Origin of the sequence: Bordetella petrii (assembly GCF_017356245.1) — a bacterium.
Taxonomy (GTDB): domain Bacteria; phylum Pseudomonadota; class Gammaproteobacteria; order Burkholderiales; family Burkholderiaceae_B; genus Bordetella_A; species Bordetella_A petrii_D.
In genome coordinates, this window is record NZ_JAFMZZ010000001.1 from 2107397 (window position 1) to 2119978 (window position 12582).

12 protein-coding genes and 1 tRNA gene are annotated in these 12582 nt (G+C 67.1%); 6 read left to right on the forward strand and 7 right to left on the reverse strand.

What is annotated here, in order from left to right:
* Positions 1-21 precede the first annotated feature (21 nt).
* Both J2P76_RS10280 and J2P76_RS10285 read right to left on the reverse strand, forming a co-directional pair.
* A complete protein-coding gene (locus J2P76_RS10280; protein WP_207406929.1) occupies positions 22-315 on the reverse strand; it encodes an ArsR/SmtB family transcription factor in 294 nt (97 codons plus the stop codon).
* 115 nt (positions 316-430) lie between these two features.
* Positions 431-1234 (reverse strand): AraC family transcriptional regulator, encoded by an 804-nt coding sequence (locus tag J2P76_RS10285; RefSeq protein WP_207406931.1) that lies wholly within the window; start codon positions 1232-1234, stop codon positions 431-433.
* Positions 1235-1364: 130 nt separating this feature from the next.
* On the opposite strand from J2P76_RS10285, the gene J2P76_RS10290 reads away from it, so the two are divergent.
* The 6 genes from J2P76_RS10290 (at position 1365) to J2P76_RS10315 (ending at position 7172) form a co-directional block, all read left to right on the forward strand.
* Positions 1365-2636, forward strand: a complete 1272-nt coding sequence (locus tag J2P76_RS10290) for an MFS transporter (RefSeq protein WP_207406933.1) — start codon at positions 1365-1367, stop codon at positions 2634-2636.
* A 32-nt stretch (positions 2637-2668) separates the two neighbouring features.
* Positions 2669-2745, forward strand: a tRNA-Arg gene (locus J2P76_RS10295).
* Between the two features lie 276 nt (positions 2746-3021).
* Entirely contained in the window at positions 3022-3726 is a 705-nt protein-coding gene (locus tag J2P76_RS10300) for a GntR family transcriptional regulator (RefSeq protein ID WP_207406935.1), read from the forward strand.
* 69 nt (positions 3727-3795) lie between these two features.
* Positions 3796-4773 (forward strand): Bug family tripartite tricarboxylate transporter substrate binding protein, encoded by a 978-nt coding sequence (locus J2P76_RS10305; RefSeq protein WP_207406937.1) that lies wholly within the window; start codon positions 3796-3798, stop codon positions 4771-4773.
* Positions 4774-4809: 36 nt separating this feature from the next.
* Complete coding sequence (locus tag J2P76_RS10310) at positions 4810-6192, forward strand: MmgE/PrpD family protein (RefSeq protein WP_207406939.1); 1383 nt, start codon at positions 4810-4812, stop codon at positions 6190-6192.
* Complete coding sequence (locus J2P76_RS10315; protein ID WP_207406941.1) at positions 6189-7172, forward strand: D-2-hydroxyacid dehydrogenase family protein; 984 nt, start codon at positions 6189-6191, stop codon at positions 7170-7172. Before J2P76_RS10310 ends, J2P76_RS10315 begins: the two co-directional genes overlap by 4 nt.
* A gap of 32 nt (positions 7173-7204) precedes the next feature.
* Here J2P76_RS10315 and J2P76_RS10320 read toward each other — a convergent pair whose 3' ends face one another.
* The 5 genes from J2P76_RS10320 to J2P76_RS10340 all read right to left on the reverse strand — a co-directional run bounded on the left by J2P76_RS10320 (position 7205) and on the right by J2P76_RS10340 (position 12523).
* On the reverse strand, positions 7205-7669 hold the full coding sequence (locus J2P76_RS10320) for an OsmC family protein (RefSeq protein ID WP_207406943.1): 465 nt from the start codon (positions 7667-7669) through the stop codon (positions 7205-7207).
* A gap of 7 nt (positions 7670-7676) precedes the next feature.
* A complete protein-coding gene (locus tag J2P76_RS10325; protein WP_207406945.1) occupies positions 7677-8402 on the reverse strand; it encodes a GntR family transcriptional regulator in 726 nt (241 codons plus the stop codon).
* Between the two features lie 92 nt (positions 8403-8494).
* Entirely contained in the window at positions 8495-10102 is a 1608-nt protein-coding gene (locus J2P76_RS10330) for an MFS transporter (RefSeq protein WP_207406947.1), read from the reverse strand.
* Between the two features lie 31 nt (positions 10103-10133).
* A complete protein-coding gene (locus J2P76_RS10335; protein ID WP_207406955.1) occupies positions 10134-10952 on the reverse strand; it encodes a phytanoyl-CoA dioxygenase family protein in 819 nt (272 codons plus the stop codon).
* Between the two features lie 59 nt (positions 10953-11011).
* Positions 11012-12523 (reverse strand): NAD-dependent succinate-semialdehyde dehydrogenase, encoded by a 1512-nt coding sequence (locus J2P76_RS10340; protein ID WP_207406957.1) that lies wholly within the window; start codon positions 12521-12523, stop codon positions 11012-11014.
* Positions 12524-12582 lie beyond the last annotated feature (59 nt).

Consider the following 12582-nt stretch of genomic DNA (forward strand, 5'->3'; position numbering starts at 1 on the left):
GGAAAAGGACAAGGCGCCCGGCTAGAGATCCTGGCCGAGCGTGCGCAGGAATGCCGCGATGGTGTCTTCGTTGCGCTTGTAGAAGATCCATTGGCCGATGCGGCGCGTGGTGACGAGCCCGGCGCGCTGCAGCACGGCCAGGTGCGTGGACATGGTCGATTGCGACAGGCCGCAGCGTTCGAACTGGCCGGCGCATACGCCGACTTCCAGCGGGTGTTCCTGGGTAGAGAAGTGCTTCTCGGGCTCTTTGAGCCATTGCAGGATGTCGCGGCGCACCGGGTTGGCCAGTGCCTTGATGATGAGATCGATGTCCATGCGGGCAGGTTCTTGAATCGGGTTTTCTCGAATTATATATCTATTAATCTAGATATATCAATATTCGGTTTTGCCAGCCTGCCATGCAGGGCAAGGCGGGGCGCGTCGCGCCTGCCTAGCTGTCGTGCAGATACGCCTGCGGCGGCGAGCCCAGCGCGCGGCGGAACATCGCGCTGAACGCGCTGGGGCTGCGGTAGCCCAGTTCCGCCGCCACCCGCGCCACCGGCTGCCCCAGCGACAGGCGGTGCAGCGCATCGGCCAGCCGCACCTGCTGTACCCATTGCCGGTAGTTCAGGCCCAGTTCGGCCTGGAACAGGCGGATCAGGGTGCGGCCGCTGGCGCCCACCTCGTCGCCCCAGTCGTCCACGGTGCGCGCCAGGCCGGGCTGGGCCAGAATGGCCCGGCAGACCGTCTGCAGGCGGCGGTCGTGCGGCCACGGAATCTGTATGGGAACGACCGGCGCCGCCCGCAGCTCGGTAAGCAGCAGCGCGGCGATCTGCCCGCCGCGGCCGTCCAGCGCGTACTCGATGGGTTCGGCCGCCAGCGCCAGGATCAGTTCGCGCAGCAGGCCCGACACCTCGACCACCTGGCAGCGGTCCCACAGCGTATCCGCCGCGTTGGCGTGCACATACAGGGTGCGCATCGACACCTTGCCCACCATCTGGATGCCGTGGATGGTGCCGGGCGGCACCCACAGCGCGCGCAGCGAGGGCAGGGTCCAGAAGCCGTCGGGCGTGCTGACGCGCATCACGCCTTCTATGGCGTACACCAGCTGGCCGCGCGGGTGGCTGTGCGGGCCGGTGGTGTCGCTGGGCACGAAATCCTTGGCCATGGCCGTGACCAGGCGCGGCACGTGCTGGTAGTCGTCGGCAAGGCGGCTGCGGGCGGGGTCGGCGGGCGGGATCGGTCGGCGGGGCATGGCGGCGGTTATGTCATTTTGGCGACGAAAGTTGGCACTTCCGCGCATCCAGGACTTTATACACTGATTGCTTCGCGCGCCGCGGCCCGCGCCTGGTTCGGGTGCCGCCTTTGATATCCGCTGCTACGCCATGACTTCCACGCCTTCCGCCGGCGCCGTGCCGGCTTCCGGATCCGCCACCGCTTTCAAAGTACTGGGCGCCATCAGCGTGGCCCACATGATGAACGACATGATCCAGTCGATCCTGTTGGCCATCTATCCCATGCTGAAGGATTCGTTCAATCTCAGCTTCGCCCAGATCGGCCTAATCACGCTGACCTACCAGATTGCCGCGTCGCTGCTGCAACCCTGCATCGGCCTGTATACCGACAAGCGGCCCACCACGTATTCGCTGCCCATAGGCATGGGCTTTACCCTGGTGGGCCTGCTGCTGCTGGCTTTCGCCCCTTCGCTGCCGTACTTGCTGGTGGCCGCGGCGCTGGTGGGCACCGGGTCGTCGGTGTTCCACCCGGAATCGTCGCGCGTGGCCCGCATGGCCTCGGGCGGGCGCCACGGCCTGGCGCAGTCGCTGTTCCAGGTGGGCGGCAATGTCGGGTCGGCGCTGGGGCCGCTGCTGGCGGCGCTGTTCATCATTCCGCACGGGCAGGCCAGCGTGGCCTGGTTCTCGCTGGCCGCCCTGTTTGGCATCGTGGTCCTGGTGGGCATCGGCCGCTGGTACGGCGCCAACCGGGCGCTGCTCAAGCCCAAGGCCCGCGTGGCGGGCGACGCCGATGCGCCGGGCCGCGCCAAGGTGATGTGGGCGCTGGGCATCCTGGGCGTGCTGATTTTCTCCAAGTATTTCTACCTGGCCAGCCTGAACAGTTATTTCACCTTCTACCTGATGGACAAGTTCGACCTGTCGGTGCGTTCGGCGCAACTGTATCTGTTCCTGTTCCTGGCGGCGGTGGCGTTCGGCACCGTGGCGGGCGGGCCGGTCGGCGACCGTGTCGGGCGCAAGATCGTGATCTGGGTGTCCATCCTGGGCGTGGCGCCGTTCACGCTGCTGCTGCCGCATGCCAACCTGTTCTGGACCGGCGTGCTGGTGGTGGTGATCGGGGTGGTGCTGGCGTCGGCGTTTTCGGCCATCGTGGTGTATGCCCAGGAACTGGTGCCTGGCAAGGTGGGCATGATCGCCGGCCTGTTCTTCGGCTTTGCCTTCGGCATGGGCGGCCTGGGCGCGGCGGCGCTGGGCAAGCTGGCCGACATGACCAGCATCGCCTATGTGTACCAGGTGTGCGCCTACCTGCCGCTGCTGGGCATCGTGGCGTTCCTGCTGCCCGACATCGAACGCAAGAAACCCCAGGCCGCCGGGCTGGTGCTGAGCCCGCAGATGGGCGGCACCGAAACCAGGCTGGACAAATAGGAATTTTCCGCTATAATTTCGCCTCTTTACCAGCGCCCGTAGCTCAGTTGGATAGAGTACTTGGCTACGAACCAAGGGGTCGTGGGTTCGAATCCTGCCGGGCGCGCCAAATTCAAAAAGGGTCTCCATTGCGAGGCCCTTTTTCTTTTTGCGGCGCGCATGGGGCATAGGGGTCGGGCTCCCGCAGGGTGCCTGACCCCGAAGTGTGCGGCGATTGTCTCAATCTAGGTGGGCGGCGACTGTCTCAATCGTATGGTGTCAGGCACCCTGCGGGAGCCTGACACCTGGGCGCCCCGTGCGGGCGGACCGCCGGCGCCGGATCGCATCGCCCTCCGTTTTCGTATAATCGTATACAATTATACGAACGATATCTGGAGCCGACTTGATGGACTGGCTGTTCAACCCCGTGGCCGATGGCGAATTCGAAGAAATCAAGAACACTTCGCTGGGCAAGCTGGTGCGCGACCAGTTGCTGGGCCAGATCCTGTCGGGCGCGGTCGCGCCCGGGCAGGCGTTGCGCGAATCCGAACTGGTCGAACGCCTGAAGGTCTCGCGCGTGCCGGTGCGCGAGGCGCTGCGCGAGCTGGAAAGCTCGGGGCTGGTGGTGTCGCGCAAGCATTCGGGCGTGTACGTGCGCCAGCTCAGCGACGACGAAGTGCGCGACCTGTACCAGTTCCGCGCCTTGCTCGACAGCCATGCCGGGCGCGTCGCCTCGCGCCTGCCCGCCGAACGGCGGCAGGCCTTGGTGCGGGAGCTGGAAGGCTGCACCGAAGCCATGGACGGCGCCATCCATGCCAGCAACCCGCAGGCCTATTACCGCGAGAACCTGCGGTTTCACTGGTTGTTCATCGATTACGCCGGCAACAAGGAAATCGCAAAGTCGTACCGCGAGGTCATCCAGAAGCTGCACCTGGCGCGCTTGAAGAACCTGTCCACCGATTCCCACCGCCAGCAGTCCAACGCCGAACACAAGCAGATCGTGAAGGCGCTGCGCGACTCGACCACCATGGCGCATTCCGACTACTGCGCCGAACTGCTCGACCATCACGTCACCCACGCCCACGAGCGGCTGTCGGGCCTGGCGGAATAAGCCGGCAAGTTTTTTACCGCGGCTGCCGGCCGCGGCTTTCATCACATCCGTTCATCGGAGGAGACAATCATGCATCGCCGTTCATTCCTGCTGGGGGCGGGCGCAGCCGCCGTCGCCCTGCCTTGCGTGTCCCTGGCCCGTTCGGGCTATCCGCAGCGCCCCGTCACGTACATCGTGCCCGTGGCGCCGGGCGGCGGCAGCGACTACGTGGGCCGCACCGTCACCAATGCCTGGGCCGATGTGCTGGGCACGACTTTCATTGTCGAGAACCAGGGCGGCGGCGGGGGCGTGATTGCCTGCCAGCGCGCCATGCGCGCCGACGCCGACGGCTATACCCTGATGCAGGGCTATGTGGCCACGCTGGCCACCAGCCCGGCCACGCGCAAGGTGCCCTACGATCCGGTGCGCGACTTCACGCAGGTGGGCATGATCGGCGGCACGCCCAACGCGCTGGTGGTGAACGCCAAGCTGCCGGTGAAGACCTTCAAGGAATTCGTCGCCTATGCCAAGCAGCGCGGCGACGCGATGAACTATGGCTCGGCCGGCGCCGGGTCGCTGACCCACCTGCTGATGGAACTGATGCAGCAGCACGTGGGCACGAAGATGGTGCACATTGCCTACAAGGGCATTTCGCCCGCGTTCACCGACCTGATCGCCCAGCAGACGCAGGCCATGTTCCCGGGCCTGGCCGCCGCCGTGCCGCACTTGCGCTCGGGCACCGTGCGGGCCCTGGCGCTGACCGGCGAACACCGCAATCCGCGCTTCCCGGATGTGCCCACCTTCAAGGAGCTGGGCATCGACGGCTTCGACGACGTGCTGCAGTGGTATGGCGTGTCGGGCCCGGCCGGCATCGACGCCGGCGTGGTGCAGGCCCTGAACGACAGCCTGAACAAGACGCTGGCGCGCCCTGAACTGGGCAAGCAGCTCGACATCGAGGCCATCGATCCCATGCCCATGAGCCCGGCCCAGTTTGCCGACTACGCCAAGCGCGACTTTGAACGTTGGGCCCGCCTGGCCAAAGAGCAGAACATCCGCCTGGATGCCTGATTCCTTTTCTTTCTTTTCGGATACGCAGAAACTCCCATGGCTCTGAACACCCAGGTCGATGCCGACCGCAATGCACCGCCCGTTACCCGCATCCTGGCCGAACACGCCATCAACCATCCGTCGCGCGGCTGGAGCGACGAGGTCGAGCACGAGGCCCATCGCACCTTCATGAACTGGCTGGGCTGCGCCGTGGGCGCGGCGCGACACGAAGCGGCCGAGGCCGCGCTGCAGGCCGTGCAGGTGCTGCAGCCGGCCGCCCAGGCCACGGTGCTGGGCCGCGCCGAGCGCGTGGACATCGGCAGCGCGGCGCTGGTCAACGGCATTACGTCGCACACGTTCGACTTCGACGACACCCACCTGAAAACCATCATCCATCCGGCCGGCCCGGTATGTTCGGCCGTGCTGGCGCTGGCCGAGCACACCGGCGCCAGCGGCCGCCAGATCATCGACGCCATCGTGCTGGGCGTCGATGTTTCTTGCCGCGTGGGCAACATGGTCTACCCGCATCACTACGACCGCGGCTGGCACATTACCGGCACCACCGGCGGGCTGGGCGCGGCGGCCGCCTGCGCGCGGCTGCTGGGCCTGGACGTGGAGCAGGCCACCATGGCGCTGGGCATCGCGGCATCGCAGCCCGTCGGCCTGCGCGAGCAGTTCGGCACCATGACCAAGCCGTTCCACCCCGGCGCGGCGGCCCAGGCCGGCCTGATGGCGGCCCTGATGGCGCAGGCCGGCTTTACCGCCAGCCCGCGCGCCATCGAGGCGCCGCGCGGCTTTGCGCAAGTGGTCTCGACCAAATTCGACTGGAACGAAATTACCGACGAACTGGGCAAGCGTTTCGAGATCTCGTTCAACGCCTACAAGCCGTTCGCCTGCGGCATCGTCATCCATCCCAGCATTGACGCGTGCGTGCAACTGCGCCAGCAGGGCGTCACGCCGCAGAACCTTCAGCGCATCGACCTGAAGGTGCACTCGCTGGTGCTGGAGCTGACCGGCAAGAAGGAACCGGCCGACGGCCTGCAGGGCAAGTTCAGCGTCTACCACGGTTGCGCCGCCGGGCTGATCTTCGGGCGCGCTTCCGAAGACGAATACGCCGACGAAATCGTCAACCGGCCGGACGTGGTCGAGGTGCGCCGCAAAGTGCAGGCCATTGTCGACGACAGCATCGGCGAAGCCAGCGTGATCGCCGAAGCCACGCTGACCGATGGCCGAACTGTGCGCGTGCACGTCGAGCACGCCATCGGCTCGCTGCAGCGTCCCATGACCGACGCCGATCTGGAAGCCAAGTTCCGCGGCATGGCCGACGCCATCCTGGGGGCCGGGCAGGCCAGCGAGCTGATCGCGGCCTGCTGGAAGCTGGCCCAGGCCGCCGACGCCGGGCAGCTTGTCCGCCTGGCGCGCGCCGGAGCCGCGGCATGAGCGGCAAGCCGCGCATCGTGGTGCTGGACGATTGGGAAAACGGCCTGCGCTCGCTGGTGGACTGGACCGCCATCGGCCGGCAGGCCGACGTCGACATCCATGCCGGGCCGCTGGCCGGGGCCGGCCTGCTGGCGGCGCTGCGCAACGTCGCCTGCGTGGTGCTGATGCGCGACCGCACGCCCATGACGGGTGAGTTGATGCGGCAGTTGCCCGGGCTGCGCCATATCGTGTTCACCGGCACCCGCAACAGGACGCTCGACCTGCAGGCGGCCGCCGACCTGGGCATCCAGGTCAGCCATACCGATTGGGGCCCGTCCAAGGCCAGCACCTGCGAGATGACCTGGGCCTTGATCCTGGCGGCGGTGCGCCGCCTGCCGTCGATTGCGCTGACGCCGGCGCGCGCGGTGTGGCGCGATGCCGGCGGCGCGCCGCTGTTGCCGGCCGTGCTGCACGGCGAACGGCTGGGCCTGGTCGGCCTGGGCCAGATCGGCGCGCGGGTGGCCGCGGCGGGCCGGGCGCTGGGCATGGACGTCGTGGCCTGGAGCCCGCACATGACGCCCGAGCGCGCCGCCGGGCATGGCGCGCAGGCAGTGGACCTGGATACGCTGTTGTCGACCTCGCGCGTGGTCAGCCTGCACCTGGTGCCGGCCGACGGCACGCGTGGCCTGCTTAACCGAGAGCGCCTGGCATTGATGCGGACCGACAGCCTGCTGGTAAACACCTCGCGGGCCGAACTCGTCGACACGGAGGCCCTGGTGCAGGCGTTGCGGGCGGGGCGCCCCGGCTTCGGCGCTTTCGATGTGTACGATACCGAGCCGCTGCCGGCGGCGCACCCCTTGCTGGCGCTGCCGAACGTGCTGCTTACGCCGCACTACGGCTTTGTCAGCGAGCCGGTGTACCGCGAGTTCGCCGCCGGCGTGCAGCGCAATTTGCTGGCCTGGCTGGCCGGCCAGGCCGTGCCGAACACTCTGGCGGCCTGAGCGCGCCCGGGGCGCGACGCCCTCGGCGGCGCTCAGCGCTCGATGACGGTGTCGATCACGGTGCGCACCGAGTTGGCGATGAAGCACTGCTGGTGCGCTGCGTGGTGCAGCGCCTGCTCGGCGGCCTCGTCCGGCGCCGCGCCGCGGTAAGCCACGCGCGGATGCAGCGTGACACGGCTGATGAACAGCTGCCCCTGCGGGTTCTTTTCCATGACGCCCGCCGCGCGGTCCTGGTAGCTGTCTACTACGTAGCCGCGCTTGGCCGCAATGGCCAGGTACACCAGCATGTGGCAGCTCGACAGCGACGCGACGTAGGCTTCTTCCGGATCGACATGGGCGGCCGCTGAATAAGGCAGCGGCACGATGTGGGGCGACGACGAGGCCGCCACTTCCGCGCCGCCGTCGAAGCGCCAGGTGTGCGCGCGGCTGTAGCGCTGGTCGGAAAAAGCCTCGTGCGGCTGGCGCGACCAGGAAACGGTGGCCTCGATATCGATCATGGGGTCCTCATGGTTTGCTGCGGGTGTAGATCTCGGAATAGCCCAGCTTGATGACTTCGGTGATCTGGTCCTGGCGGCGGGCGATGTGCGATTCCAGCAATGCCACCAGCGCGGTTTCGTCGCGCGATTTCAGGGCCTCGATAATGCCGACGTGCTCGGCCTGGGTGTAGGGCCGTCTGCCGTTGCGCATGTCGATCCAGCGCACGTACTGGATACGCGCGTTGACATTGGCCAGCGCGCGCACGAATTCTTCGTTGCGGGTCAGGCGGGCCAGCCCCATGTGGAAGTCTTCGTCCAGGGCCAGCAGTTCGGCGGAATCCGAATCGTCGGGAATCGAGTTGTCGCGCATGGTGGCCGCGGCCAGCTCGTCGATCCCGGCGTCGGTGGCGCGCTTGCAGGCCAGGCGCGCGATGGCGGTTTCGATGCCCAGCCGGTATTCGTACAGGTCGAAGACCTGCTTGGCGTCCAGCGGCCGGCTGGTGAAGCCTTTGTTGGCGGTGCGTTCCAGGAAGCCTTCGACCATGAGCTGGTTCAGGACTTCACGCAGCGGCGTGCGGCTGACCTCCAGGCGCTTGGACAGCTCGATCTCGTTGATGCGCTCGCCCGGCTTGAATTCATACGTGGCGGCCATGTTCTTGATGCGTTCGTAGATCGCCGAGGAACTGAGCGAGGTGCGTTTGCGCGGCGCCGGTGCGCCGTCATCGAGCGGGCCGCGGGTACCTGCCTGGGTCATGGTGAGTCCGATAATGTGTATACCGAACTGTATTATATCCAGGCCCTGCCGGGCCCCGCGGCCAGGGCCGCGCCGCGGGGGCCGGCAGCCGATCATCTGTCGAGTTTCCAGCCGCGGGTTTCGGGCAGCAGGAAGGCCGCGACCAGAATGGAAATGACGGCCACGACGATGGGGTAGTACAGGCCGGCGTAGATGTTGCCGGTGGTGGTGGAGATCAGCGTCGCGAAATACAGGGCGAAGCCGCCGAAATAGCCGGTGCCGATATGATAGGCCATCGACATGCTGGAATAGCGCACCCGCGTGGGAAACAGTTCGACCAGGTAGGCGCCGTTGGGCCCGTACACCACGCATCCGATCACTACCAGCAGCCAGATCAGCGCCACCACCATGGGGCGGTTGATCTCGGCGTCGTCCGCCTTGACCGGGTAGCCCGCCTCGCGCAGGGCGCGCGCGATGGCGGCCGGGTCGGCGCCGTCGACGCTGGCGCCGGCCACCTGGACAGTGGCGCCCGGCGCCGGCGCCGCAACCAGCGTATAAGGCACGCCTGCCGTGTTCAGCTGTTCGCGAGCCCGCTCGCAGGCATTGCCGGGCGCCGAGAACATGCGCAGACGGCATTCGGACGAAGCAAGGGTGACGGGGGCGGCGGCGATGGCGCGGTCCAGCGCGGGGTTGGCGAAATGCGTCAGGCCCTTGAAGATGGGGATCACGGTCAGCACGCCCACGATGAAGCCGCAGATGATCACGCGCTTGCGGCCCCAGCGATCGGACAGCCAGCCGGCCACCACGAAGAACGGCGCGCCCAGCACCAGGGCCAGCGACACCAGCGTATAGGCCGTGGTGGGCTCGACCTTCAGCCATTTCATCAGGAAGATGAGCGCGAAGAACTGCCCCGTGTACCACAGCACCGTGACGCCCGCGACGGTGCCGAACAGGGCCAGCAACACGTATTTCAGGTTGGTCCAGTTGCCGAAGGCATCGCGGATCGGCTGCCGCGAGGTCTTGCCTTCGGCCTTCATCTGCAGGAACACCGGAGATTCGTTCAACCGGGCGCGGATGTAGATCGAGATACCCAGCAGAAACACCGAGAACAAGAAGGGGATGCGCCAGCCCCAGGCGTTGAACTGTTCGGGCGTGGTGGCGTAGCGGGTTGCCGTCACCACCAGCAAAGACAACAGGAAGCCCGCGGTCGCGGTGAGCTGGATCCAGCTGGTGTACGTGCCGCGCTTGCTGTCTTCGGCATGTTCGGCCACGTAGGTGGCCGCGCCGCCGTATTCGCCGCCCAGCGCCAGGCCCTGTACGCAGCGCAGCACCACCAGCAGGGCCGGGGCCCAGGCGCCGACGCTGGCATAGGTGGGCAGCAGGCCCACGCCGATGGTAGAGATGCCCATCATCACGATGGTGATCAGGAAGGTGTACTTGCGGCCCACCAGGTCGCCCAGCCGGCCGAACACCAGCGAACCGAACGGCCGCAGCACCAGCCCGACCCCGAAGGTGGCCAGGCTGGCCAGGAAGGCCGCCGTCTGGCCCATGCCGGGCGGGAAGAACAGCGGCGCCAGCACCGCCGCCAGCGCGCCATAGACGAAGAAGTCGTACCACTCGAAGGCGGTGCCCAGCGATGCGCCCCAAATGACTTTGCGCATCTCTCTGGCGCGGGTGCCCACAGCGGGCCGGTTTTCCAGACTGCCTGCCAGCGTTTCCATGTTTTCCCCTAATTATGGTCGTGACGCGCCGTCAGGCCGACAGCAGGCCGCGCGCGTAGTCGGCCAGGCTGTTGTCGTCGATTTCCTGCAGCACGTAGGGCGCCGGGTTCATGATGTAGGCGTTTTTGTGCTGCCGGGTGGCTTTGCCGGTGGGGCGGTTGCCGTCGCGGCTATAGGCGAAGTAAAGATTGCGCCGCCCCTGCTGCGAGTGGTTTTCTTTCGAGCTGTGCACCAGGTTGCCGCAGAACAGCACCACGGTTCCCGCCGGGAACGTGCATTCGTACACGGGCGTCTGCGCGAAGTGCTCGGCCATGTATTCATCCGGCACGATGTGCAGCGGGTAGCTGGTGGTGGTGGTGTCGTAGAAGGCCCGGATCAGCCCGTGCTTGTGCGAGCCGGGCACGAAGCGCAGCGGCCCGTTGTCGGGCGTGGAATCGTCCAGGGTGATCAGCACCGTCAGCATGTCGCGGTGCCCGCCATGGGGCAGCCCGTCGTGGATCCAGCTGGCGTAATCCTGGTGCCATTGGAAAATGTCGCCCTTGCCGGCCGCCTTGTAGTTCAGGCGCGACTGGTGCAAGTAGGACGGGCCCAGCAGTTGCTGGATGGCGCCCAGCAGGCGGGGCAGCCGGTAGGCGCGCGCGCAGGCCTCGGAATCGAGCTCGACGGCCCAGGCCGCGCGCACCGTGGTGCCGTCTTTCTCCAGCACGTTGGCATCGGGGTGGCCGCGCTGGTCGCTGCGCAGGACCAGCGCGTCTTCCTGCAGGGCCCGCAATTCGTTGGGCGTGAACAGGTCGCGCAGCACCAGAAAGCCGTTCTCGTCGTAGAAGTGGATTTGCTCAGCGGTCAACATGACAAGCGTCCTTGAAAAGTAAGTGAAAAAGCGCCTTGGCCGCGCCGGGATCCGGCGGGCTACAGGGCTCCGATGGTGATCTGCTTGGTTTCCAGGAATTCATCGATGCCGTGGTGCGCGCCCTCGCGCCCGATGCCCGACTGTTTTACGCCGCCGATGGGCACGGCTTCGGAGGAGATGACGGCCTCGTTGATGCCCACCGCGCCGAGCTCCAGGCGTTCGGCCATGCGCAGCGCGCGCGCCAGGTCGCGCGTATAAAAATATCCGGCCAGCCCATAGCTGGAATCATTGGCCAGCGCCAGGGCCTCTTCTTCGGTGTCGAAAGCCAGCAGCGGCGCCACCGGGCCGAAGGTTTCTTCGTGGCAGATGCGCATCTGCGGCGTGACGTGCAACAGTACGGTGGGCTGAAAGAACAGGCCGCCGCGCGCGTCGGGGGCGCCGCCGATGGCCGCGCGCGCGCCCTTGTCGAGGGCGTCGGCCACGTGCAGCAGCACTTTGTCGATGGCCTTGCTGTTGATCAGCGGGCCTTGCGTCACGCCGGCCTGCAGGCCCGGCCCGACTTGCAGGCCGCGTACCCGCTCGACCAGCCTGGCCGCGAACGCCTCATAGACGCCGCGCTGCACCAGGATGCGATTGGCGCAGGTGCAGGTCTGGCCCATGTTGCGGAACTTGCTGGCCAGGGCGCCGTCGGCGGCCCGGTCCAGGTCGGCATCGTCGAACACGATCAATGGCGCATTGCCGCCCAGTTCCAGGCTGACCTTGAGCACGTTGTCGGCGGCCAGCCGCATCAGGTGCTTGCCGGTGGCGGTAGAGCCGGTGAACGACAGCTTGCGCACGCGGCTGTCGGCCAGCAGGGCGCGTCCTGTCTCGGCCACATTGTCGCGGGTGCACAGCACCAGGTTGATGACTCCGTCCGGGATGCCGGCCCGCTGGGCGAGCACGCACAGGGCAATCGCCGAGAGGGGGGTTTCTTCGGAGGGCTTGAGCACGATGGTGCAACCGGCCGCCAGCGCCGGGGCGCACTTGCGCGTGATCATGGCGCTGGGAAAGTTCCACGGCGTGATGGCGACCACCACCCCCACCGGCTGGCGCAGCGTCAGCACGCGCCGGTCGGCGCTGTAGGTCTGCAGGACTTCGCCGTGGATGCGCTTGGCTTCTTCCGCGTACCAGGCCACGAAGCTGGCGCCGAACAGCACTTCGCCGCGCGCTTCGGCCAGCGGTTTGCCCTGCTCGCGGGTCATCAGCAGGGCTAGATCATCCACATGGGCCAGGATCTGGGCATGCCAGGCCATCAGGCGCGCTGCCCGCTCTTTGGCGGGCAGCGCGGCCCAGGCCGGCTGCGCCTGGTGGGCCGCCTGCAGCGCCTGCCGCGCACCCGCCACGCCGGTGGCGGCCACGCTGGCCAGCTGTTCGCCGGTAGCGGGGTCGAGCACGTGCAGGGCCGGGCCCGCGCCGGCGGACTGCCATAGTCCGCCGACGCAGCCGCCGGCGCGCAGCAATTGCGGGTCTTGCAACTGCTGGCTCAGCGGCGATCGCGCCAGGTCGGGAAGAGGGGTGTGCAGGGTGCTCATTGAATCCAGGCTCCGTTCAAAAGTGCATCATGTATTGAATAATATTCTGTGTACAGTTT

Bases quoted from the DNA above. Each gene is read 5' to 3' on its own strand.
- J2P76_RS10280 (WP_207406929.1), bottom strand. From the start codon at position 315: ATGGACATCGATCTCATCATCAAGGCACTGGCCAACCCGGTGCGCCGC.
- J2P76_RS10285 (WP_207406931.1), bottom strand. From the start codon at position 1,234: ATGCCCCGCCGACCGATCCCGCCCGCCGACCCCGCCCGCAGCCGCCTT.
- J2P76_RS10290 (WP_207406933.1), top strand. From the start codon at position 1,365: ATGACTTCCACGCCTTCCGCCGGCGCCGTGCCGGCTTCCGGATCCGCC.
- J2P76_RS10300 (WP_207406935.1), top strand. From the start codon at position 3,022: ATGGACTGGCTGTTCAACCCCGTGGCCGATGGCGAATTCGAAGAAATC.
- J2P76_RS10305 (WP_207406937.1), top strand. From the start codon at position 3,796: ATGCATCGCCGTTCATTCCTGCTGGGGGCGGGCGCAGCCGCCGTCGCC.
- J2P76_RS10310 (WP_207406939.1), top strand. From the start codon at position 4,810: ATGGCTCTGAACACCCAGGTCGATGCCGACCGCAATGCACCGCCCGTT.
- J2P76_RS10315 (WP_207406941.1), top strand. From the start codon at position 6,189: ATGAGCGGCAAGCCGCGCATCGTGGTGCTGGACGATTGGGAAAACGGC.
- J2P76_RS10320 (WP_207406943.1), bottom strand. From the start codon at position 7,669: ATGATCGATATCGAGGCCACCGTTTCCTGGTCGCGCCAGCCGCACGAG.
- J2P76_RS10325 (WP_207406945.1), bottom strand. From the start codon at position 8,402: ATGACCCAGGCAGGTACCCGCGGCCCGCTCGATGACGGCGCACCGGCG.
- J2P76_RS10330 (WP_207406947.1), bottom strand. From the start codon at position 10,102: ATGGAAACGCTGGCAGGCAGTCTGGAAAACCGGCCCGCTGTGGGCACC.
- J2P76_RS10335 (WP_207406955.1), bottom strand. From the start codon at position 10,952: ATGTTGACCGCTGAGCAAATCCACTTCTACGACGAGAACGGCTTTCTG.
- J2P76_RS10340 (WP_207406957.1), bottom strand. From the start codon at position 12,523: ATGAGCACCCTGCACACCCCTCTTCCCGACCTGGCGCGATCGCCGCTG.